The sequence below is a fragment of the Calothrix anomala FACHB-343 genome (assembly GCF_014696435.1).
GTDB lineage: Bacteria > Cyanobacteriota > Cyanobacteriia > Cyanobacteriales > Nostocaceae > Aulosira > Aulosira anomala_A.
In genome coordinates, this window is the sequence record NZ_JACJQG010000040.1 from 1 (window position 1) to 23659 (window position 23659).

17 protein-coding genes are annotated in these 23659 nt (G+C 42.1%); 7 read left to right on the plus strand and 10 right to left on the minus strand.

Going from position 1 to position 23659, the window contains the following annotated elements; translation table 11 throughout:
- Positions 1-344 precede the first annotated feature (344 nt).
- A complete protein-coding gene (locus H6G08_RS21595) occupies positions 345-770 on the minus strand; it encodes a hypothetical protein (protein ID WP_190546621.1) in 426 nt (141 codons plus the stop codon).
- 180 nt (positions 771-950) lie between these two features.
- On the opposite strand from H6G08_RS21595, the gene H6G08_RS21600 reads away from it, so the two are divergent.
- On the plus strand, positions 951-1307 hold the full coding sequence (locus H6G08_RS21600) for a hypothetical protein (protein ID WP_190546623.1): 357 nt from the start codon (positions 951-953) through the stop codon (positions 1305-1307).
- Positions 1308-1918: 611 nt separating this feature from the next.
- Positions 1919-3358, plus strand: coding sequence for a leucine-rich repeat domain-containing protein (locus H6G08_RS21605; RefSeq protein ID WP_190546624.1), 1440 nt, complete (start codon positions 1919-1921; stop codon positions 3356-3358).
- Positions 3359-3601: 243 nt separating this feature from the next.
- Here the strand turns inward: H6G08_RS21605 and H6G08_RS21610 are convergent, their stop codons facing one another.
- The gene (locus H6G08_RS21610; RefSeq protein ID WP_190546626.1) at positions 3602-4489 is read right to left on the minus strand and encodes an alpha/beta fold hydrolase; all 888 of its coding nucleotides are present in this window, start codon (positions 4487-4489) and stop codon (positions 3602-3604) included.
- A 202-nt stretch (positions 4490-4691) separates the two neighbouring features.
- Positions 4692-5183, minus strand: coding sequence for a HugZ family pyridoxamine 5'-phosphate oxidase (locus H6G08_RS21615; RefSeq protein ID WP_190546628.1), 492 nt, complete (start codon positions 5181-5183; stop codon positions 4692-4694).
- Positions 5184-5667: 484 nt separating this feature from the next.
- Between H6G08_RS21615 and H6G08_RS21620 the strand changes: the two genes are divergently transcribed.
- The 3 genes from H6G08_RS21620 (at position 5668) to H6G08_RS21630 (ending at position 7817) form a co-directional block, all read left to right on the plus strand.
- Positions 5668-6504 carry a hypothetical protein gene (locus H6G08_RS21620; protein ID WP_190546630.1) on the plus strand — a complete coding sequence of 279 codons (837 nt, stop codon included), beginning with the start codon at positions 5668-5670 and terminating at the stop codon, positions 6502-6504.
- A gap of 60 nt (positions 6505-6564) precedes the next feature.
- On the plus strand, positions 6565-7089 hold the full coding sequence (locus H6G08_RS21625) for a tetratricopeptide repeat protein (protein WP_190546632.1): 525 nt from the start codon (positions 6565-6567) through the stop codon (positions 7087-7089).
- 398 nt (positions 7090-7487) lie between these two features.
- Positions 7488-7817, plus strand: coding sequence for a hypothetical protein (locus H6G08_RS21630; protein ID WP_190546634.1), 330 nt, complete (start codon positions 7488-7490; stop codon positions 7815-7817).
- A gap of 397 nt (positions 7818-8214) precedes the next feature.
- Here H6G08_RS21630 and H6G08_RS21635 read toward each other — a convergent pair whose 3' ends face one another.
- From H6G08_RS21635 to H6G08_RS21665, 7 genes are all read right to left on the minus strand, one after another.
- Positions 8215-8742 carry a dihydrofolate reductase family protein gene (locus H6G08_RS21635; protein WP_190546636.1) on the minus strand — a complete coding sequence of 176 codons (528 nt, stop codon included), beginning with the start codon at positions 8740-8742 and terminating at the stop codon, positions 8215-8217.
- A gap of 200 nt (positions 8743-8942) precedes the next feature.
- Positions 8943-11876: an SdrD B-like domain-containing protein gene (locus H6G08_RS21640; RefSeq protein WP_190546638.1), complete on the minus strand. Its 2934-nt coding sequence runs from the start codon at positions 11874-11876 to the stop codon at positions 8943-8945.
- A 102-nt stretch (positions 11877-11978) separates the two neighbouring features.
- Positions 11979-14219 carry an OmpA family protein gene (locus H6G08_RS21645; protein WP_190546639.1) on the minus strand — a complete coding sequence of 747 codons (2241 nt, stop codon included), beginning with the start codon at positions 14217-14219 and terminating at the stop codon, positions 11979-11981.
- A gap of 32 nt (positions 14220-14251) precedes the next feature.
- Positions 14252-17887: a hypothetical protein gene (locus H6G08_RS21650; protein WP_242046229.1), complete on the minus strand. Its 3636-nt coding sequence runs from the start codon at positions 17885-17887 to the stop codon at positions 14252-14254.
- The gene (locus H6G08_RS21655; protein ID WP_190546641.1) at positions 17884-18807 is read right to left on the minus strand and encodes a DUF11 domain-containing protein; all 924 of its coding nucleotides are present in this window, start codon (positions 18805-18807) and stop codon (positions 17884-17886) included. The genes H6G08_RS21650 and H6G08_RS21655 overlap by 4 nt, the downstream gene beginning before the upstream one ends.
- Before the next feature lie 839 nt (positions 18808-19646).
- The gene (locus H6G08_RS21660; RefSeq protein ID WP_190546643.1) at positions 19647-19814 is read right to left on the minus strand and encodes a hypothetical protein; all 168 of its coding nucleotides are present in this window, start codon (positions 19812-19814) and stop codon (positions 19647-19649) included.
- A gap of 600 nt (positions 19815-20414) precedes the next feature.
- Complete coding sequence (locus tag H6G08_RS21665; protein WP_190546645.1) at positions 20415-21743, minus strand: NF038122 family metalloprotease; 1329 nt, start codon at positions 21741-21743, stop codon at positions 20415-20417.
- Positions 21744-22344: 601 nt separating this feature from the next.
- Between H6G08_RS21665 and H6G08_RS21670 the strand changes: the two genes are divergently transcribed.
- Both H6G08_RS21670 and H6G08_RS21675 read left to right on the plus strand, forming a co-directional pair.
- A complete protein-coding gene (locus H6G08_RS21670; protein ID WP_190546647.1) occupies positions 22345-22623 on the plus strand; it encodes a hypothetical protein in 279 nt (92 codons plus the stop codon).
- 80 nt (positions 22624-22703) lie between these two features.
- Positions 22704-23516 carry a DUF1838 domain-containing protein gene (locus H6G08_RS21675; protein WP_190546649.1) on the plus strand — a complete coding sequence of 271 codons (813 nt, stop codon included), beginning with the start codon at positions 22704-22706 and terminating at the stop codon, positions 23514-23516.
- Positions 23517-23659: the final 143 nt, after the last annotated feature.

Consider the following 23659-nt stretch of genomic DNA (forward strand, 5'->3'; position numbering starts at 1 on the left):
AAACGCCCTCACCCTATAAGGGTGGGGCTAGAAATACGAAGCCTGCCTTCGCAGGCTATCAAACTTTTAGCCTGCGAAGGCAGGCTTTGTTGGTATAGCAATACCCTAGAAGGGTATTGCGTCAAAATTGGGATGCTCCCCGATGATCCTGAGGCTCCGCCTCAATTTATCAGCTTCCGAGGCGGAGCCTCGCAATACGCATTTCCAGCCGGAGGCTGGAAACGAGATACAAATAGAGGGGCATGACATTGCCATGCCTTCTAAAATATATTGATGTATTGCGGCGATCGCTCTATGTTATTACCAAAGAAAAGAGCGATCGCCAGTATTATGTAATTAACCGATTAAGGTAAAACAACAGGGTTGTGCTTACCATTGTTATTTGCACCATTTAAAGGTGTAGTTACCATAATCTCAGCAGGAGATGGCGCTGTTTGAGAACGGCGTGATGAACTCTTGCGCCGCTTACCTCCCGCCTGGGCATATTCCGCGCTATCTTTACCATAATTGCTGCCTACACTCATTAACATCTTTTCTGAATAAGTGCTTAAATCTTCCTCAATTTCAGCGATACGAATTGCCATTTCATCTAGGCTAGAGAGTAAATTATTGTAATTTGATAGTTCGGTTTGCAACGTTTGAATCCGGCTGTCGTATTCTGTTAAATTCAATCCCCTGCCAAAGTCTAGTGTCGGACTAATCCAGCGCATTCCCGCTACTCGCCGTAAAGCTTTTTCCAGAGTAGGTGAACTGCGTTTTGGTCTTACCATGAAGATGCGCTCCTGAAGATAATCAGAGAATTACTGCGTATAATCTAGCCAAGCCAAGGCTAAATCTCCATGAGAAATTATTCGGAAAATTCATCGCCAATTGTCATTAATCTGATTATTTTTACTGATTTATACGGAAATTTTTCTCAGTATCATCTGTAAAATATTGTCGTCAACGTTGTGTTGATTGCTTTCAATGTTGTGTTGATTGTCGTCAATGTTATATTGATTGCTTTCAATGTTGTGTTGATTCGCGTCAACGTTGTGTTGATTGCTTTCAATGTTGTGTTGATTGTCGTCAACGTTGTGTTGATTGCTTTCAATGTTGTGTTGATTCGCGTCAACGTTGTGTTGATTGTCGTCAACGTTGTGTTGATTGGCTTCAATATCGTAGCCAGGGAATTTATTTCCCGACAGAATAATACCAATTTGGAAAAATATCACAAATGGGTAGGGGCATTGGCACTGCCATGCCCTCTAGAATATGTCGATGCGCCAACATTATTTAAATTGCTATCACAAGGAAACGAAAGATAAAAAATATACAGCAGATTGCAAGCTGGTGAGGTACAGATAATTATCGGGGCACAGCAGTGCTGATGCCCCTACATGTCTATTTTATTTGCCAACGCCATCATGGCAATTCGCAAAAATATCACAAATGGGTAGGGGCATTGGCACTGCCATGCCCTCTAGAATATGTCGATGCGCCAACATTATTTAAATTGCTATCACAAAGAAGCGAAAGATAAAAAATATACAGCAAATTGCAAGCTGGCGAGGTACAGATAATTATCGGGGCACAGCAGTGCTGATGCCCCTACATGTCTATTTTATTTCCCAACGCCATCAGAGCAATTCGCAAAAATATCACAAATGGGTAGGGGCATTGGCACTGCCATGCCCTCTAGAATATGTCGATGCGCCAACATTATTTAAATTGCTATCACAAGGAAACGAAAGATAAAAAATATACAGCAGATTGCAAGCTGGTGAGGTACAGATAATTATCGGGGCACAGCAGTGCTGATGCCCCTACATGTCTATTTTATTTGCCAACGCCATCATGGGAATTCGCAAAAATATCACAAATCGTGCAATTGAGAATACCTTGATATTATTTGGCTAATAGTTGAGTAATTTCCCTTATGAACGAGCAAGAATTACTACATGTAATTGCACAAGCCGCTAAAGATAGTGTAACGGAACTCGACCTCTCTGGTAACAATTTGACGGCTTTACCACCTGAAATTGTCCAACTGCTCAACTTGCAAACTCTCAACCTCAGCAATAATCAACTGAGCAGTCTGCCAGCGGAATTTGGTCAACTGGTCAATTTGCAAACCCTCGACCTTAGCTACAATCAACTCAGTAGTTTGCCAGCGGAATTTGGGCAACTGGTTAACTTACAAACCCTCAACCTCAACATTAATCAACTGAGCAGTCTGCCACCGGAATTTGTCCAACTGCTCAACTTGCAAAACCTTGATCTCGAACATAATCAACTAAGCAGTCTACCAAGTGAAATTGTCCAACTACTCAACTTGCAAACGCTCCACCTCTACAGTAATCAACTGAGCAGTCTGCCAGTGGAAATTGGACAACTAGTCAACTTGCGATCGCTCCACCTCAGTAATAATCCACTGAGCAGTCTGCCAGTGGAAATTGGACAACTGCTCAATTTGCGATCGCTCTACCTCTACGAAAATCAACTGAGCAGTCTGCCAAGTGAAATTGGACAACTGCTCAACTTGGAACTTCTCTGCCTCGACGAGAATCAACTGAGCAGTCTGCCAAGTGAAATCGGACAACTGCTCAACTTGCGATCGCTCTATCTCAACAATAATCAACTTAGTAGTCTGCCACCGGAATTCGGACAACTGCTCAACTTGCAATCCCTCTACCTCAGCGATAATCAACTGAGCAGTCTGCCAGTGGAATTTGTCCAACTGCTCAACTTGCGATCGCTCCACCTCAGCAATAATCAACTTAGTAGTCTGCCAGCGGAATTCGGACAACTGCTCAACTTGCAATCCCTCTACCTCAGCTTCAATCAACTGAGCAGTCTGCCAGCGGAAATTGGTCAACTGCTCAACTTGCAAACGCTCGGACTCAGCTTCAATCAACTGAGCAGTCTGCCAGCGGAAATTGGTCAACTGCTCAACTTGCAAACGCTCCACCTCGACAATAATCAACTGAGCAGTCTGCCAGCAGAATTTGGTCAACTAATCAACTTGCATAAGCTCTACCTCGACAATAATCAACTGAGCAGTCTGCCAGCAGAATTTGGTCAACTGCTCAACTTGCAAACGCTCTTCCTCGAGAGTAATCAACTGAGCAGTCTGCCGGCGGAATTTGGTCAACTGCTCAATTTGGAAGACCTCGACCTCAACAATAATCAACTGAGCAGTCTGCCACCGGAATTTGGTCAACTAATCAACTTGCAGAAGCTCTACCTCGAGAGTAATCAACTGAGCAGTCTGCCAGCGGAAATTGGTCAACTAATCAACTTGCAGAAGCTCTACCTCGACAATAATCAACTGAGCAGTCTGCCACCGGAATTTGGTCAAGGGACTTCCAGAGAATAAAGTACCCAATTTATTTACAGCATCTTCCTGTAAATAGACCACGCTGTAGGGGCACGGCATCAGTCATTGGTGTCAACTTAAGCTCAAAACTTTTCTCTATCTCGTTTCCAGCCTCCGGCTGGAAATGCGTATTGCGAGGCTCTGCCTCGTCTTCTGAATAAATTGAGGCAGCAGCCCACAGATCATCGCTCCCACGCAGAGCATGGGAGCCAGTTAGGAATTATCCTCAAAAACAGCGATCGCTCATTTTAAATGTCGCTGTAACAACCCAATAAATACTTCTGGCATTTCTAGATGGGGTAATATGCCCGTATCGCCAATCTCATAAAATTTGCGAATTGCCCCATAATTTAAATTAGCTAATCTTCTACCTAATTTAATATTGGTAAATTGTGCTTTTTCTCCCCAAAAAAATGTTGTGGGAGTTTTCAATTGCTGAATATATAAGCTTAAATCAAAATACAAGTCTCCTCGCAAAAATGCCAAGGCGGAAAATTTAGCATTTGGCTGTTGGGCAGAGGCTAAATAAGCTTGCACCATTTCTGGCGTAACTCGTTCTGGCTTGGCAAACAAAAAACTTTGCAGAAAATTTCGCACTGCAAATTCATTTTCTGCACCAATGGCATAAATTAAATTATCCAACAATGGTGTATTGATAACTGATAAAGGCAATCTCCGTCCTGAACCTTGCCCAAAGTCATCAAAACCGGAAGGACAAACTAAAAATAAAGAATCGAATAATTCTGGTTGAGTAATAGCCAAGCGGAGAGTAAAAGCGGCTGTTAAGGAAGAAGCGACAACTTTGACAGGTTGACGACAAGTTTTAGCGATAAATTCCGCGATCGCATTCAGATAATCTTTAATTTGATAATCCCATACAGGATGGGCAGAATCTCCCCACCCAATTAAATCAGGCGCTAATATCCGGTAACTAGAAGCAAAAGCCGGATATACTTTAGACCATTCGTAAGCTGACGCACCCCCGCCAAAGTTATGCAGAAACAGTAAAGGGGGTAAATCAACTGTATCAGCGATCGCCCAAGGTGCAGTTGTTTGAGTATAGTAAACCATTGCACCCAATGAAGTATGAATAACTTTGTGCCCAAAGCCAGAAGGTTGAAACTGAAGCATAAAATTAATTATGAATTATGAATTATGAATTAAGTAGAGCGGCGCAATTAAAGATAGCTGGTTAAGGCTGTCATTTGTCATTTGTCATTTGTCATTTGTCATTGGTAAGAGTTTCCAGCTGATTATGTTTCTTAATATAGTTAGGTGCAATTACCGTTTTACTTTCCTACATACCCTCAGAGTAACTTGCACAACCTAATCTCTAGCCCCTAGTAATCTGCACAAGTTGCTGCAGGTTATCGCCACTGATATGATAAGCTGCGCCAAACCCGACGACGAAACGCCCTTCACTTGGGGTTAACTGAAAAATCCGAAAGTCATTTAAGCTGCGCAACACTTCAATGATTTCTCCAAATCGCTGTTGAAATTGCTCAACAATGTGATTCCATTGTTCTGTTTCCCGTTCAATTAAACTGGCTTTGCAATCAAAACTTAAACGCCGACGAGTAAAAATTTGATGCGTCTGGCTTTCATCCTCAATAAATAAAACACAAACATGAGGATTGGCATAAATATTTTTCGTGTGCGTCGCTAACCCGCTAACGTAAATATAAATATTGTGAGCATTATCCATGACAAAGGGCGCATAACTAGCGTTAGGTATTCCTGCCTCACTCACGGTGCTAATAATAACACTTTCAAATTGTGCGGTAAAATTCTCGTACTCAGCTTGAACTTTCTCCAGTTGGCTCATAGCTAATTCCTATTGAATGAGTAGCAATTCAATAAGTATCCTAACGTTGTTTCTTAGCTGTGGGTATTAGACAATATTTCTCCCGCATACCCGAAAAAACGCCCGCAGGCTAAAAGCCTGGGGCTATGTTTACAAAGCCTGCAAAAGCAGGCTTGGTACAATTAGCCGCACCCTTATAGGGTGACGGCGGATTTCGATTTCGGCAAAATGTCAGCTAAATCTGTCTTAATTACAGTCAACCGTCAACAATCCCTTCACCTCTAACAATTGTACAGACGCGATGAATCGCGTCTCTAACAAATTTCCTAACTTGGACACACTTACCACTAATTAAACGTCAAAACACGAGGCGATGGTATAAGCAGAAATTACCTGCTTCGTTGCGTAAAAATTAAGAAAGATTGCAGATTTATATCTGAGGAGGTTTGACTTTCAATAACCTTTTAAGATTGCCATTCTACTTTGATTGAGGAGAAAAATCTTGATGTCTAAAAATAATTTATTACATTCTTTAATAGCAATTACACAGAGTTTATTACCTAATTCCGGCATTACCAGAGATATTGGAATTCAGTCATTAAAAAATAACACCAAAAAAGCTTCCGTAGTTAAGTTTTGTTTACTATTACTCACTGCTAGCAGCATGGTAACTTTTCCAGATGTGGTGATTTCTCCACAAACAGCATTGAGTAGTGAAGTAGTGCAAACAACGTCTTGGCGAGAAGTGTTGAATATTAATAATTTATTTCAGCGAAGGCGCAGACGTACAGCTGCTAGGGGGAATTTTTGCCCAATTTCGCCAGGGGTACAGGGAGAGATAACGCAAACTTGGAGCGATCGCCCTTTATTCATTTGGCAAGGTAATATTCAAACTATCGGTTTACGCATTCGTGGTAGCGACACAGATAATTTATGGAGTCAATCTGTAGAAGCGCAGCAGAGTGTAAATTATACAGGCAAAAAACTGCAACCAGGGCAAATCTATGAATGGACGGTGTATCGCGGTACGAATCCGACGATGTTTGTCTCATTTCAGTTGATGGATAGCCAAAAACGCGATCGCATTACTAAAGAATTGCAGACGCTAGAAACCGAACTACAAACCAAAAAAGCCAACAAAGAAGCGATCGCTTTAGCCAAAGCTAAGTATTTTGCTCATCAGCAGTTATGGTCAGATGTCTTACAACAAGCTTACTCTGTATCGGAACCATCTGATGAACTCAAGCAGATTCGCCAAGATATCGCCCAACAATTATGTAACATAGCTCCAGTAGATAACAATAGTGCGGCGACACCAGAAAGAAAGCTAGGGGATAATTAAAAGTGAGGCGCAAGTAAATTCACTTGCAGTATCGGTATTCACAGTTGAGGAGATTTAACGATGAAAGGTTTAAAATTTGCAGCTGCAATTTTAACATTCGGAACATGGGGAACATTCGCGATCGCTTCCCAAGCTGAAGCCAAAAATTTATCCCCCACACAACCAACACAAACCATTATTGCCCAAACTCCCACCACACCACCTGCAAGTAACAGCACAGTCGCCAGCTACCTGAAACGGGGGATTGATAAATTCCAAGCCAAAAACTTTTCCGGTGCGATTGAAGATTTTAACGAAGCGCTGAAGCTAGAACCAAAAAATACCTCAGCTTATGTAGGAAGAGGCGCTGCTAGGTTCTTATTAGAGCAATTCCCATCTGCTAAGACAGATTTTGACACAGCCCTCGAAATTTCGCCGAATATTGCCTACGCTCATTATTTTCGCGGTCTTACCAATTATGCCTTAAAAAATAAACCAGCTGCGATCGCTGATTTACGCAAAGCATCCACACTATTTAAACAAGAAGGAAACCAAGAGCTAGCGCAAAAAGCCGAAAACGCCGTCAAACAGATAGAAGCTAATTAATAGTCAGTTGTCAGAGACGCGATGAACCCTTGTCTGTACAATTGTCATTTGTCATTTGTCATCGCAATCGGCGTTTCCATACACAATTAACATTGTCGTAGGGGCGGGGAAACCCCGCCCTTATGTTGGTTTCCCCGCCCTTATTTTTGAATTTTGAATTTTGAATTTTGAATTGTTATGTGGTTTTCTTGTGCAAAACATCAAGAAGTTATTTCGCAAGAAATGTACAACTATTTCTACAGCCAGACGAGCTTATTTAAAGATTGAATCAATATCTAACCTCAGACATCCACCTATTTATTGATAAATAGAAACTCTCTCTAGAGAAAGAACTCTTTAGGACTTTTATTTTCTAAATTGATGTTAGTAAATGCAAGATTTAAATTCCCACAATAGCTATGACTAACGAACCTAAAGAGCAAATTAACCAACCAGTAAGTAAAGATTGGCATAGTCAAGACGAACCCAACGTTAAAGAAAGAAAATTAACCGCCAACCCTGGAGATAGAATAGCTGACGAACCCCAATCAGTTGAAGAGAAAGCTAAACAAATAGCTGTAGATTCACCAGACATAACCGGAGATCATATTACAGTTCCCACTTATTTTGTGGTTGACTATCCAGATGGTGAACAGAAAGCACTTCACCATGTTAAAGACGCTGAAGAAATTTCTGATGTAATTCGCCAAGCCAGAGTTGACGAAAACGGTAATCGGATTTGGTGGTAATTTCATAATCTGATACCAATTTAAAAAACAGATTGGTAGGGGTATGGCATTACCCATAGATGTCAACTTAATGTGAAACCCTGATTCCATCTAGCTCCCATGCTCTGCGTGGGAGCTTATACCAATTTGAAAAAAGAATGCGACAGATACACAACCTCAACGCCTTGTTCTGTCTGGATTCTTAATTTTGAATTTTGAATTTTGAATTGGTATTAGATTTATGAGGCTCTGCCTCAATTTATCAGCAGACGAGGCAAGCAGCACAAAAATCCGCATTTCAAAAGGAGACTGGAAACGAGATATAGAAAAAACAATGTAACAAATGGGTAGGGGCATGGTATTGCCATGCCCTATTATTGTACGGACAGCAATACCCACCTAAATAATTATTTAATTTTTAACAATTATTGGTTTTCAAATTATAAAAAACTTGCACTAACCCTGATTCATAAGTTTTGACATTTGTTAACTCTAATAAAGTTTCCAAACTAGAATCTTTCTCAATCAGAGGAATACCATCACCCAAAATAATCGGATGAATTGAGAGAATTAACTCATCAATTAAACCGTGAGATAGGAAATATTTAATTATCTCTCCTCCCCCAACTAACCAAATATCATCCCCACTAGCTTGACGCAAATTGTTGATAAATTCCTGCAAATCGCCGCCAACAAATTCTACGTTGTCGTCAGTTGTACCTTGCAATTTATGGGAAAAAACAAAAGATTTTTTACCTGGGTATGGATATTCACCAAAACTCTGGATTTTTTGATAAGTTTTATTCCCCATCAAGACTGTAGCAATTTGGTTGAAAAACTCGGTGTAGCCGTAATCCCCATCTGTAAATAGCCAATCAATATCTCCTGATTTTCTGGCAATATATCCATCAAGACTAGCAGCGATAAATAACCTTATTTTTCGCATAATCCCTTAATTTCCTAACCAGGTGATACCAATTCAAAACTCAAAATTAAGAAAGCCAAATGTAACAAGAATTCCCGAATTTACATCTGTTGCTGAATTTTTGAGAATTGGTATAACAGACAAATCCCCGTATATCAGCAGTCAGTAGTCAGTCATCAAAACAACTGACAACTGACCACTGACAACTGACCATTAATATTTTAATTAATTCTGACGCGGAAGCGCACAAAGCCCGATTGGGTGGTAGGAATATTGCCTAATTTGACAATTACTGTCCCGTTAGGATTATTGCGATTTTCGCACGCATTACTTTCGGGAATTTGTTCTATCGGTGTTAACGCGGGGAAGAATCTTCCTTGATCTGCGCCAGTACCGCCACCTGTGACGGAAATACTGTTAGGTACATAGGTAGTACCTGTAGGAATCAAGTCACACACATTGATATTTTCTAATGACTGTTCGGTGCGGAAATAAATTGTGTACTCTACTTCGTCACCGCTTTGCACAACTCCACCACCATTTTGCCCGTTTGGTGATACGTCAAATACACCAACCGCAATCGGGTTGAATGTATTATCATTGTCATCATTGGGGTCATCAACAAAAGTATTGAATTGAGTAGTAGGAGCATTTGCTCTAGCGATCGCAGTAATTCGCTTCACCAAAAAGATATTACCATCGCCACCCGCACCAGTACCAGGACGGCGGAAACCAAAATCTACATCTGTCCTTGATTGATTTGCTTGTAGTGTCACATCTACTTGTGGATTCCCAGTGGTAATTTGTGGGAACTCTTCAGGCTCAATTACTGTAACTCTGTAGTTACCAGCTGGCAACTCGTTGAAGTTGTAATTTCCGTTACCATTAGTAGTGGTTGTTTGCGTAGTATCATCAGCATTACCCAAAATCCCATCATTCCCCGGAAGTCTCAAGTTTACAGTCACATTAGCAATCCCTGGTTCGTTGGCATCTTGTTGAGCATTGCCATTAAGATCATTGTATACAGTATCACCAATCGAACCATTACCAGCAACCGGATTCCGCAAACCAAAATCTACGTCTGTCCTTGATTGATTCGCCTGTAGCGTCACATCAACTTGGGGATTCCCGGTAGTAATTTCGCTAAAATCGTCTGGTGTAATCAGTGAAACTCTGTAGTTACCCGCCGGGAGATTATTAAAGATATAATTCCCGGTGCCATTGGTAGTAGTAGTTCGGGTAGTATCATCATCATTACCCACAATCCCATCATTCCCCGGCAGTGTTAGGTTAAGCGTAACATTAGCAATCCCTGGTTCGTTGCTATCTTGTTGTTTATTACCGTTGATATCGTTGTATACCGTATCGCCAACCGAACTATTACCAGTTACCGGACGCCGTAAACCAAAGTCTACGTCTGTCCTGGATTGATTGACTGGTAAATTCACATCTATTTGGGCATTACCAGTTGTAATTTCCGGAAATTCCGTAGGTGGGGTGAGTGTAACTCTGTAGTTTCCTGCCTGGAGATTATTAAAGTTATAGATTCCGTTAGCATTAGTAGTGGTGGTTTGGGTAGTATCATCATCATTACCCAAAATCCCATCATTCCCCGGCTGCGTTAAGGTCAGGGTGACATTAGGAATCCCTGGTTCGTTGGCATCTTGTTGACCGTCGCCATCGATATCATTGTATACAGTATCGCCAATTGAACCGGGAACGCCAGTAGCTGGACGCCGCAAACCAAAGTCTACATCTGTCCTGGATTGATTCGCTGGTAAATTCACATCTATTTGGGCATTACCAGTAGTAATTTCCGGAAATTCCGTGGGTGGGTTAAGTGTAACTCTGTAGTTTCCTGCTGTCAGATTACTGAAATTATAGTTCCCGTTGGCATTGGTAGTAGTGCTTTGGGTAGTATCATCAGCATTACCCAAAATGCCATCATTCCCAGGCTGCGTCAGGGTAAGAGTAACATTAGAAATCCCTGGTTCGTTGCTATCTTGTTGTTGGTTACCATTAATATCGTTGTATACTGTATCACCAATAGAACTGTTAGCAGGTGGGCGGAAACCAAAGTCAGCTAAATCGTAATTCTGCCCAGCCGTTAAAGTAATGGGATTAGGCTGAGTCAGAGTAGGGGTAAATCCATTAGGTACTTCTGTTTGGGGAACTGAGGCTGTGTATTGACCTGCTGGTAAATTAGAAACTCGGTATTGACCGTTATTATCAGTCGTAGCTGTGCCAACTACATTGCCATTAATATTTCTGATTTCCACTCCAACGCCGGGAATTCCTGGTTCACCAGGGTCTTGAGCATTATTACCATTATTATCATTAAAAACAGTATCACCAATTGAAGCCCCTGGTATGCAAACGCCGATATCTGTGGCTAAACCAATTGTCTCATCCTGTCCCGGCCCGGGATTAGGGGGTGCAAAGAGCGGCCCTGATTGGTAAACAATTTGGACGCTAGTAACCGGGCCAGCAAATGTTGCGGCGACATTACCAGCTGAACTTTCAGGGGGTGCATTTCCTGGTTCCACGCGCGGATTTTGTCCCCGCGCTACATTACCAATAACTTCGGTAACACTAGGCACGTTACCATTAGCACGTACCAAGGTAACTGGGACATTTACACCTGCATTAGAAGCGGTAACAGTAATCTGATCCTGGAATCCTGTTTCATCGCTGCGATTTCTGTCTACATCCAAAAATAGTAGAGAAGATGGTAAGACAATGGGTTGATCGGCAGTAATAATCAAGGTAGCAGTACCTTGAGCGCGTCCTATAGCATCAATCCCCCAACGGAGATATGGTTTATCAATGCCACCATAGGGGCCTGGTTGGATGCCAAAAGGCACAGGGCCAAGGGTACCAGGGCTGAGATCGCGAATAAAACCAGGTGGGTTTTCTACCATTCTGAAGTTGATATTAACACCGCCAATATTGAAAGTCTGATTGAAATTGGCAGTCTGGAAATTTAACTCACTCCAATTGAGATTGACTAATCTTGTATTAGCTGGACAGGTGACATTCTGTGCTACAGCTTTTTGCTGGGAAAAACTGCCGAAAGGAATTTGGGGTGCGGTTAATAGTAGGGTGAGGAATGTACTTCTCAGGGGTGGAACTAGATTTTTCAATAAAGGTTTCATTACTGGCTTCCTAAAACAAGATGTAAATGTTTAACTGGGCATTGGGCATGGGGCATTGGGTAGACGCGATTAATCGCGTCTCTACAAGAGTCCCTCTCTGCCTTATCTCCTTCGCGGTGGTTCTAATTGCAAGTCTTGTTCTTGGCCTTCAATGATGATGTCTATGCCTCGGACATCTTTGTAGATGATTTCGGCACGGCGATCGCGTGCGTAATCTACACGGCTACTACCTTCACTGACTCTCTGAGTTTCCCCTAAGGTGCGGATTGTCATCCGTTCTGGGGCTACACCTTGGCGTAATAAGTAATTTCTCACAGATAATGCCCTTCTTCTACCCAAGGCAATGTTATAGTCATTGCTGGCACGGGGATCGGTATGTCCTTGGATTTCGATGACGATCTCTGGGTATTGTCGCAATACTTGAGCTACCCGATCCAAAACGATCGCACTCGCCGGACTAATAAAGGATTTATCTAAGGCAAAGTGAACGTTTCTCGGTGCGCGAATTCTTAATGGCGTGGGTGGAATTAAGGTAGGTGGTGGTGTGGGTGTTGGTGGTGTGGGTGGTGGCGGTGGTACTGGTCTAGAGGTACATTGGGGAATGGGATTTTGCCGACTTGCCGGTGGTAAGCTTGGTGTATTTGTTCTGGGGCCGATAAAAGCCGCGATCGCAGGTTCGGATGTGCCATATTTGGGATCGGTGGCGATCGCGCTGACAATATCCCCAATTTTCACATTGGCTACTGTAACGCTAAATCTGCCTTTCTCATCCACAGGGGCGCTAGCTAAAGGTTGACTCAATGCACCGTAACCAGTTTCATATATTGCTTGCTTACCTTGTTGATAATCTCCCAGGCGATAAATTGTCACCTCCGAACCTGGATCGGCTTTCCCTGCTAAAGTGACGCTGTTACCACTGGGCAAAAATTCCCGCGTGGTAAATTCTGGCGCATTAATTGCGGCGTTACCCGTATCTAAGCGACGATTCCCCGAATTCCGTTTAGGATTCGGCCCATCTCCCCGTTGAAAATCGCTGACATCTAAATTTCTTTGGGCATTTAGGTCAATACTCAAACCTTCCAACGCCGCAAAGGAGTTATTTTGAATAATATTGCGTTCAGTTTGGGGAAAAGCTGATACCACTACCCCCGGCCCGGTTTGGTAGGAAATTTCGTTACCTGTAACTTGATGTTCGCTACCCATCAAATATACTGCTGCTCGGCGTAACCTTCTGCCATTGTAGGTAATGCGGTTATCGCGGATTTGGACATCACCTTGAGGTTTGAATAAATACACCCCTGCGCCGTCGTTAGCACAAATTAAGTTACTGGTAATGCGGGATTTATTCACTACACCTTCTATTCTCAAGGCATCTGGCATCCCGGCAATCCCATTACCGACAATGATATTTTCTTGAACTAAAGTATTTTCACCCCGCACCGAGGTAATAATTGCACTACCATCATGATAATAAATGCGGTTGCGGCGAATGGTTGTGCCTTGGGAATTAAATACGTAAACTCCGAAAGCTGATGTAGTTTCCGGCATTTTCTCTTCTGTCGTCAACCCCAACCAATTATTTTCAATTACCACATTTTTCGGCGGTATATCTCTGTTATAGAAAGGAAACGCGCTGTTAGGCGGTTGCTGCTGGGTGGTATTGGGTGGGGGTAAGCGGTGAGAAATTACTATATTCCCTGGTGGCGTGGTCAAAGTTACCGGCTTGGGCACGCCATCGTAAATTAAAATATTGCCTAACTGCTGCTTAATGGCACTGGCATTAAATCCATAAAGACTCAAGCCGCGAATGGTGACACCATCAGCTACCACAGTTAAACCGCGAAAAATTTCTTTATCTGGTGCAGGTGCGATCGCAACTACTGGAATGGGAATGGCAATTTCTGCTGTCGCTGAACCAGTCGCATCATATCCTGGTTGTGTCCCCCCATCAATTACTAACCCTGGACTGGCCAAATCCGGTAATTGAGACTGTAATAAAATTGTCGTAGCATTTGCGGGCAAACTAAACTCAATTCGCGAACCGCCCTCAGTTAAAGGTTGAATTAACGCCTTTTCCGCACTGCTAAGTTGGGCGACTGTTAGCGTACCATTTACCAGTTCAATGGCTTCCCGCAAAGTTAGCTGTTCGTCAGGCTGAATATTACCATCTTGATTGCTGTTAACTACTATCCGTAATGCCACGGATGCAATAGGTACTGTTTGACTCACAGCTACCCCAGAACCGACAAGGCAAAAAGTTAACGGCAAAATACCCGAAAATCTCAAAAACCTCTCCTGTCTCCGCGTCCTCTGCGGTTGATTTTTCCCTTGCTTTTTGTACATCACTCACTCCTATACACCTTGAATCTGGGCTGCTACTTCATCGCTTGTGACTGCTTGAGACGGTTAATTAGTTGACTTTGAGATGTCGTCTGGGCGATTGGTTCTACTTCCGATTCTTCTTGCTGCTTGGGTACAGGTTTTTGCAAGCCAAAGCCACCCAAAAGTTCATTCAGTTTCAAAGTAATGTTGACGTAAAAACCACCTTGGGAACGGTAGCCAGTAAAATCTTGGTCATCAACACTACCGAAGCTGTAGCCCAAACCCACACGTAAATCGGGAGTTAAGTAATACCCAGATTCTACAGCTATGCCAAATTCGTTGTAATTCGTGCCGCTATTAGAAGTTTGTCCAATCCAGCGCCCTTCCACAGCTAAATCGGTACGATAACCTAACCTGTAAGTCGTTCGTAACTGAGCTAAATTCACATCCGCATCAAAGCGATCGCCATCTAAGAAAGTTACCCCATTTCTAAAGGCGTATTTGCCGTAAAATTCCCAGCGCCAGTTAGGTGCATAAATCGCTTCCGCAGAAAAAATCTGTCCGGTGGCTGTACTTCCTGTTAATTGGGTTTCGGGAATGGAATCATAATTTTGTCGCCATTCATATTTAAGTAAGGCGTTGAATTTATCGTTACTCGGATCGCGATAGGCTAAACCCAATTTCAGGTTGGCGGTGTCTCCTAATTCTTGAAATCTCACGCCTTCGGAAATCACACCCACTGTCGAGGGCAGAAAAACGTTAGCTTCCCCGGCTTGTTGATAGCGAACTAAAGCGGTTAACGCTGGCGAAAGTTTCCCCGCAGCCGCAGCAGAGATGACCAAATTATTGCTTTCATCCCCATCGCGATACTCAAACCTAGTGCTGGCTTGGAATTGGGGATTATCGGTGTACTCGAATCCGAGACTATAAACGGAACCGGAATATAATCCTAACGAAGACGCTGTTTGTCCGACTGCATAATATTGACCGAATTGAGAACCAGCCGCAGTTCCGTTAAAGATGTTTTTAAATATGTATTCGTAACCAACATTCACCCGCAATCCTGGCGCGATCGCCCAGCGATGATTTAACCCCACCGCACCTTGTCCTTGCAAGCCGTTAAAGGCTGATAGCACCGAGTAACGCCCAGTCAAACTTGTATCCTCTGACAATTTGCGATCGAGGATCGTATCTAGGGTAGTGATAGAGTTACCAGGTATTAAGCTGCTGTCATCATAAAATTGGTGCGCTAGCCGCAATGTCACCCCTGGATAGGCTTTCCAATCTAATCCTAAGGTGGTGCGGTTGGGATAGAGGGGATCGCTATTACCTAAATTGAGTTCGTTTTGTCCTTGAAAAGTTAAGGATTCAGTTAAAGGAATTTTCAGCCGCGAAACTAATTGATCTGCATCGCCACTAAAGCGGTTACTGACTCTATCCTCACGGGAACGGTTGACATATTCTAAACTGACATCCGCCGCCCCAATTCTTTGCAAAATCCCAGCACGGAAGGTTTTTAGAGTATTATTAACAGCTTCTCCCGGACGCGCTTGGGGTTGGGGATCGAATAAATCAAAAAAGCCGCGTGTGCTATTAATTCCCGTCGCCGCAGTTCCGTAATTTTCTTCAAAGTCGTAACCCACAGTAAAGCTGGTGGTTTCAGTGATTTTGGCGAGAACTGATGCACCGTAGCGTGTTTGTCCGGGGGTAAAGCTAAAGGTGGAGTTGTTATTAAAATTAGGTTCGACGGCGCGGTAGTAAGCTTGACCGAGGAAACTCTCGCCAATTTTACCAAAGGCTTCTAAACGATATGCAGAACCGTTAAAATTTCGACCATCCACGAGGTTACCGTTAGAACGGGCATATTCCCCGACAATTTTACCCGCATCGCCTAAAGATACAAGAAAATCAGCCCCAAATAAGCGAAATTCTTGACTTCCCTGGTCTTCTTGCAGGTAACTGGCTCCAAAAAAGGATTTTCTTTCTAAATCTTGGGAAATATTATATTGCAGTCGTCCACCATAGAGTTTGGAATCCTGTCCGCCTTCGTTTTGGTAGGTAACCACAATCCGCCTTACCAAAGTAGCCCCAAAGGGATTGAGTTCTGTAGCGAGGATGGGACGACGGAATAACAGCGTCCCGCGATCGTAATCTATTTCATAATCCGGGCCGCGAAATAGTTGTTGGCGCTGAACTACTGTCCCCGGACGATTAATTTCCTCGGCTTCTAAATAAACTGTTTCACTTCCCGGAACTAACAACCGCCGAGAAAGGAAGTAATTACCGCTAACTCCATTGGGGACAATCGTATCTCGTTGGAAGCCTTCAATATTATTGGCGTATAAGCCAGTAATTTGTAAGGGGCCGAAGTTGTAGTTAGCTTTAAAACCGTGGAGTTGACGAGCTGTGGCTGTATAGAGTTGGGATGGTCTAGAAAATTCTTCGGTGTTGTAGTCCCCCCACATGAAATAATCGGGATCGGCACCGGGGATGAAGGGACTACGCTCGATGCGAGCATAAAAGCTATCTATAGAGGGGGTAGTGGCTGTAAATGTAGAACTATCGCCGTAGACGGGATATTGCTGTTCGCAGAATTGCACTCCCCCAAACAGGCGGTTTCTGCCTTCGCAGTCTTGGTTGATGGGACGTTCGCTATTAAATGCGCCTGTAAATAACCAATCTCCAATTTTCCCAGTGGTAAATACAGCCGCACTCAAGTCTACTTCTGTTCCCCCGGTTCTGTCGGGGTTGAGAAAGTCGCGGAAACTTCCCCAATAATTAGTACCACCAGGGCCGATGCGCAGATTAACTATCCCGGTGGTGAGTGAAGGACGGAGATAGGTAGTAAATTCAACTTGGGTGAAAGCTTCAATTGGTACTTCCCCAACTTTATCGATAAGTGAAGTGTCGGTTTGTTGGGGAAAAGTGGATTCGCTTGGTGTAATTTGGGGCGATCGCGTTTTAATATTGTCTACAGCTGCCCTAATTCTAACTTGTTGGGGTTTAATATCCGATTGCAGAGTTGCACTAAATTCCCCATCAATGGCGCGTACCTGAAAGCCGCCTTGGTCTTTATCTTGATCTGCACCGACAAATTTACCAGCACTAGTAGTTAAAGTTACTAATACATCTTCGGGAATTATTTGCCCTTGTTCATCGGTAATTTGCCCTTGTAGCTTGATTGTCGAGCGTCCATCAGCTTGGACTCTAGGGTCACCTACTGGTAAAATTTCAATCTTTAATTTCCGGTTCGGATTCTGGGGTGTAGATACCGGTGTTAGCTCTGTAGGAAGAGTTTCTGGTTGAGCGATGGGAGCCGGATTTTGCGGAATTTGGGTAGCTGGCTCTGTTGTCGGTGGTGTGGTAGCTGGTGTTGCGGGAGAAGTTACACTCGGCTCTGTTGTCGTCGGTGTAGTAGCTGGAGAGATAGCTTGAGCAATAACCCGCTCAACTTCTGCTTGTCCTTCAGAGGTGACATTTTGTGGCTGACTGTTTTCTGGTTCTGTCGCCAAAACTTGATTATTGTTGGCTTTAATGCCAAAAAAAGTTGGGGCGATAAATGCCAAAAACGCCAGAAACATCACCCTTTTACCCTTGGTATGTCCAGCCAAGCGCAACAGCGATAATTGCTGTTTTTCCATCCCCACTCTGGTTTTGCTCGCTCTACCTAAATCTTTGTGAGATATCATCGTTTACCCCCTGAAAATGCAGGTGTAACCCCAAAATTGACACGAGCCAAACTACTCGGAGCTAATTTCACCATCCGTGATTGGCTATTTCTTTCAATAAAATAATTGTTGGGTGCCAATCCATATCCTGGCAGACTTGTCAAGTCTAGTGTTGCTGAACGATAGCCGGATATGACATTTGCTAAAGAAAATAATCCATTGGCATCGGTAACAATGCGATTGCCGTCATCCATGTAAATTACGGCGTTGGGTACACCGGGTTCATTGGGTTGCTGTTCGCCGTCAAAGTTTTTATCGACAAACACCCGCCCAATAATCGTACCGCAATCAGAGAGAATCCCCGGACGAATGCGCAATACATGGCTGGCTTGGTTACTTGTCAAACTTCCGGCTTGGGCTTGGGCTAAGTTTCTGCCAGTTCCCCTAACTGCATCTGGCGTTACTTCCACTGCATAAGCGACATTTAAGACTCCCTGGGGTGGTAATTCTGTAGCAGAGTTAAGGGAAATTGTCACCACCCGATTATTAGCAGCATTAGCAGTTAAAGATACAGATGAATTACCAATCGAACCTTTCAGGGATTTAGAAATAAATCGCAATCCTAAAGGTAGCCTATCTGTAATTGTGATATTCCTCGCAGGTGCTTGACCTGTATTTCTAATTGTCAGGCGATAAATGACTGTATCTCCTGGTTCTGCGGCTGCTCTATCACCTGTTTTAATAATTTCTAAAGCAGCTTGAGAAGCAGTTATTCTGACTTCATTTGAGCGCTGATTTGGCAAACCATTTGCCCCTGCACCAGCCGTATTTCTGATTACAGTTTGCCCAATAGTTGGCATGGTTTGATAAGCCACCACGCCCAAAGACAAAAATGTACACAAGAGGCTATTATGCCTCAACCATGAAATTTTAGATGTCATCGGAAGGCATCAAGCAACAACAAAGATTTTTGGGAATTTTAAGGGTTTCGATTAACCCAAGCGAAATTGTTTAGGCATGATATTTCTCCTAATTACAAACATGATGTTACTACAACCTCTATTTTTAAGTGTTTTTCTAATTTTTAGAACTCAAAGCATAATGTTAATAAAATTTTCGCCATTTAGGCTTTCATTAATCTCTAGTAGAGATTAGTTTTGTTACAAAAATTTTCAGTACCTGGTTATTAGAGCATCTTATCAGAAGATGTAACTTTTCAAAAATAGATAGTGTTTTTATGACAATTTCCTCATTGGTGAATGTAGACATCGAACTAGCATGATTTACCTCCAACAGCTAATGCATTGAGGAATTTTCAGTCAATAATCTTAGTTGGTAGATACCAATATACACAATCATGTAAACAAATATGGATAAAGCGCAGGAGCTTATCCAATAAAACTTATAGCTTCTCTAAACTATCAGTATTACCACACACTTCTTGAGACAATCCAATTTTTCAGACAAATAAAGTATGCAAATTTAAAACTAAACTGCATACATTATTTCTGAATCAATACAATAGTCATTCGCCTGTGACTTACTTACTTAAGCTTTGTAAGTAATATTAATCACAGGTTATTAATCGCTAGGATCTTTAGTCTTTCAATAAAGAATTTTATTGTTGGCGACCAGACCCTATTGCGCGATTGAAATTAAGTTCACTTTTTTGCTGCCTATTTCCTTAGATTACATTAATTTACTACTTAATGGTCAACAAATTGTAATTTTGCTATAAAAGCATCAACTCAAATTTATGGCAACAATTTAGGAATTCCAATTAGAAAAATTTGCGATCGCTGTGTAACTGTTGGCTTTGGGTACCCTTGGGGAGAACGATCTCATAGTTGCTATTTTGGAGTTCCCGAAACACACATGCTTCCCTCTTCACTGCAACAGCGTCATCATTAGATATAGATAAAATACAGATGTTGCTACTTGCTGTCATAAAGATTGACACCAGTTGTTAAACTGTCATATTGCAATAACATCAATCTGCACAATAGTGCTTTCAGTAGTAGGAATCTAGAGGTTTGATAGCTGCTGTTTATTAGCTAGCATTTAACTATTGTAATAAGTTACGTCTTTTTCTTCTATGACTTTAGGAAGATGAAATTCTGCTTTAAAGATAGCAGTTCGTTTTGATATGATTGTACGCGGCTCCCGATCAAAACACATGCAGAGATGGCACTGCTATGACCTGAAAATTATCTGTAGCTCACAAACTTGCAATCTACTGTATCAATATTGTGAAATATATAAAATTATACAAAAACCCTACTCATGCTAGCAGGGTTTCGATCACCTGTGTCAACTTAAGCTAAAAACCTTTCTCTATCTCGTTTCCAGCCTCCGGCTGGAAATGCATATTGCGAGGCTCTGCCTCGAAAGCTGATAAATTGAGGCGGAGCCTCAGGATCATCGCTCCCACGCAGAGCATGGGAGCCAGTTATGATAAGGGTTTCACGTTAATTTGACACCAATGGGTTTCGATTCGCTCATATATCCCCGACTTTTTTTAAAAGTCGGGGATATAAACACCCGCAGTCTAATTAAACTTTTTTTGACGACCCATAGCCAAACCTAACAAGCCTAATGCAAATAACCCCGCCATTGTCGTAGGTTCAGGTACAGAAGCTGATTCTGCCGGCATATGCGACCAAAAAGTACCTTTTTGGAACAATCCTTCTTGTGCCAGAAAATTAGTTAAATTCATATTTTGGTTTAAAGTAGTCGTAGAGGTAGTACCACCCCAACGGCTTTGCTTAAACATCTGATCCAGAGAGAGAGTATTCGCTGTATTACCAATTGCACTAGCATTAGTAGTACCTTGAGATACGATATAACTAGTAGACCAATCTGGGGTAGAATCTATATCCCAACCGATGACATCAAGAACTGTCAGATCTCGCGAAACTGCATCTCTTCTAAGCCCTGGTGCTAGGGCGGGATTCATCAAAGCATTAATATTAGACTTCCAATGGCTAGCTTGCCAGCCATCTCCTCGACCCCAAGGAGTTACTATACTGGTATCTTGTCCAGTAGATAAAAAACCAAGGTTGGTTTTACCATTATCAATGGTAAAAAAGTTGTCAGTGCCATAATCTATGGTTGCCATTGTAGGAGCATACTGAGCATTTATAGTATCTCTACTAAACAAACTGATGGGAGTAACGTACTTTTTCAGATAATTTTGGTCTCCCAGATTTGTGGGGTTTACTGCATCTAAAGCAGTGACAAAACCTAAAATGTGCCCTATTTCATGTAGGAGAACACTAGTAAAATCAAACTCGCTAGTTTCTACAGTAGCTGTGCGTGTCCTTTCCCACCTGTAAGAACTGTTACTCAAATTGCTCATCACAATCACCCCATCTAAACTGGTGCTATGTGCGTCAATTAATTTTAATGCTTTAGCATTAGCCCGCGTCAGGTTAATCGTAGTAGAAGATGCATATTCACCCTCGATATAACCTTCCCAATAAGATTGACCCTTGCTAGGTAGATTGCTGACAGCAGTGAAATCATTTGTCGAAAGACGGTCATTTGTCAGAGCATTTTGAAAATTGAAGTGACTAATATTATTCACAAAAGCTGGTAATGCTCCTCCTAAGACACCTTTAGGTAAGCTACTCGCATCAGGCATCTCTAAATGGATATTAATAGTAGCATCATCTGTCAGACGATCTTCCCAGTAAAGTGCGGCTGCTTCCGCTGCAGATTTGTATTCTTGAGTTACTCCTAAACCATAGCTAAAGTTGAGATTTGCCGCATGAGCAGGAATGGTGCTAGACAGCAAAGTAGCTATTGTGAAAATTACTTTTCCTAGTGGCTGCCTCACTTGATTCACAAAGCCAGATACCAATTGTTTTTGCTTCATACTATTACCAGGAATGAATTGAATTTCGCTATATCAATTTATTTTCCTGGATATGCTGTTTGAATAGGTGTCCAAGTAATGAAGATTATGTGTATATAACCTAAAATATAAACGTTTATTTGATGCCTATATTTAAGTGTTCATACTGTGGTTTTCCATGTATTCAGAGTTATAAAAAAACAAAATAACATTGATTAAACTTAATTTTGCATTAATTTAAGGTGGCATAATTGGCAGGTATTTTTGGATTTTTTACAAGCGTCATCTTCATTTGAATGCTTTTATAAGTCTTAGCATCAGCATAATTTATGGTATGAATAATAAACACTCTTTATGAGAATAAACTTTCGTGTTTTTGCTCATATTTACGGACATTGATTTTTGTACTTCGTCCAAGTTTATAAAATTAATATTTAGTTATGTGATTTTGACAAACACTCACTCAACCTCTATCTTGGTGATTTTCTCTTCCCTGTTTTTCAGCTAAACAAGTATATTTCACTCATCAAATCGGAATCGAATAGCACGTTACAGGGAAAATCAAGTATCATGCAAGCAACTTACCCTAGTAGTAGAGTAACTTGTGCAAAGGGAGACCAAGATGAGAGTTTGGCTAGCTTGCTTTTTTGTGTTGTTTGCTTTGGCAGAATTGTTTGACTGGGTAAAGGAATTTAGCCTACCATTACCTATTTATATTTTGGGTGGTGCTTTTTTAGCTGTGGCTTCCAACTACGACAAGATTGTCGGATCTTACCTCAGCGATGAGGCGATCGCGCGATCGCCTGAACCAACACCCTTGGAAACATCACCTCAAACCCTAAACCCGATATCTTTAACAATGTCCAATCCTGTGGAAGATGAACAAGCTTCACAGTTGTAATTAGCTTTGAGATGCAGTCAGCGCTAACGTACCCAGAAGATGAGTTTATTTTCCAGATTAATTAATATAGGATGCTATCTATGGTGACCAACACTCAAGAATTAGATGCTCTACATTGGGTGAAAACCCGTTCATCTCTTGATTCTAACCAATCTACATACCTGATTTGGGCAGGTAAAATTTACGCCTTTATTCCCGGAGAAAGACGTAAACTTTTATTTAAAATACTGGGCATGAGTGTCAGTAGATGCATTGCTACTGAAGCGGGGAAATGGGATTTTACTTCTAGGGAACTAACCTACTACCTTGATCCAGAAACCGGTGAAAAATTGCATAAATGGGAAAATCCCTGGACTGGGGAGACAGTACCAGTGATGCATGTCGCCAATAATCCCGTACAAGGTGAATTTAAGGGAAAGTTTCCGGCGCAAGTAGAAGGAGAAAATACAACCTTTGTATTTGACATCTTTCCCACTTATCCCAACCCCTTAGCCGCAGATCCGAAATTTGCCGAATACAGTCCCCAAGCAACTTATCAAGCTGCAGAATTATTTAAACTGACTGTACCCACCGCAGATTTATTAAACCCTGAAATTTTAGAAGTTAGCGATCTTAAACTCAGTTGGGATCGAATTGGTCAGTGGCTACCTTGGATGAAAATGAGCGATCGCACTGGTCAGCTGATTTATAGTGCAATTGGGAGTAAAGTCCATAATTTTACTGACTTACCCCAATTATTGCAAGATGAAATTAATACTCGCGTGCCTTTATACAGAGATGCCCCTAAATCATATTTAGAGGGGGAAGATATGACTTCTTGGCTAAATTTCCAAGCACATTTTGACGCTTACCTAGCTGGAGAAATTTTCCCTATACCAGCCGCAGAATCATAGACAGCGAATTACCCAGCCTAGCGAGTGAATCCGCAGGCTGGGTTTTTGCTAAGTTAATCGGGATTGCTAGTTATAGGAGAAAATGCGATCGCATTTACCTGCAAAATCTCGATTGGGCTGTTAACTGTTGACTGTCAACGATC

Coding starts and splice junctions, on each gene's coding strand:
- H6G08_RS21635 (WP_190546636.1), bottom strand. CDS start 8,742: ATGCGAAAAATAAGGTTATTTATCGCTGCTAGTCTTGATGGATATATT.
- H6G08_RS21675 (WP_190546649.1), top strand. CDS start 22,704: ATGGTGACCAACACTCAAGAATTAGATGCTCTACATTGGGTGAAAACC.
- H6G08_RS21615 (WP_190546628.1), bottom strand. CDS start 5,183: ATGAGCCAACTGGAGAAAGTTCAAGCTGAGTACGAGAATTTTACCGCA.
- H6G08_RS21645 (WP_190546639.1), bottom strand. CDS start 14,219: ATGTACAAAAAGCAAGGGAAAAATCAACCGCAGAGGACGCGGAGACAG.
- H6G08_RS21650 (WP_242046229.1), bottom strand. CDS start 17,887: ATGATATCTCACAAAGATTTAGGTAGAGCGAGCAAAACCAGAGTGGGG.
- H6G08_RS21595 (WP_190546621.1), bottom strand. CDS start 770: ATGGTAAGACCAAAACGCAGTTCACCTACTCTGGAAAAAGCTTTACGG.
- H6G08_RS21630 (WP_190546634.1), top strand. CDS start 7,488: ATGACTAACGAACCTAAAGAGCAAATTAACCAACCAGTAAGTAAAGAT.
- H6G08_RS21670 (WP_190546647.1), top strand. CDS start 22,345: ATGAGAGTTTGGCTAGCTTGCTTTTTTGTGTTGTTTGCTTTGGCAGAA.
- H6G08_RS21620 (WP_190546630.1), top strand. CDS start 5,668: ATGTCTAAAAATAATTTATTACATTCTTTAATAGCAATTACACAGAGT.
- H6G08_RS21640 (WP_190546638.1), bottom strand. CDS start 11,876: ATGAAACCTTTATTGAAAAATCTAGTTCCACCCCTGAGAAGTACATTC.
- H6G08_RS21605 (WP_190546624.1), top strand. CDS start 1,919: ATGAACGAGCAAGAATTACTACATGTAATTGCACAAGCCGCTAAAGAT.
- H6G08_RS21665 (WP_190546645.1), bottom strand. CDS start 21,743: ATGAAGCAAAAACAATTGGTATCTGGCTTTGTGAATCAAGTGAGGCAG.
- H6G08_RS21610 (WP_190546626.1), bottom strand. CDS start 4,489: ATGCTTCAGTTTCAACCTTCTGGCTTTGGGCACAAAGTTATTCATACT.
- H6G08_RS21655 (WP_190546641.1), bottom strand. CDS start 18,807: ATGACATCTAAAATTTCATGGTTGAGGCATAATAGCCTCTTGTGTACA.
- H6G08_RS21625 (WP_190546632.1), top strand. CDS start 6,565: ATGAAAGGTTTAAAATTTGCAGCTGCAATTTTAACATTCGGAACATGG.
- H6G08_RS21660 (WP_190546643.1), bottom strand. CDS start 19,814: ATGACAGCAAGTAGCAACATCTGTATTTTATCTATATCTAATGATGAC.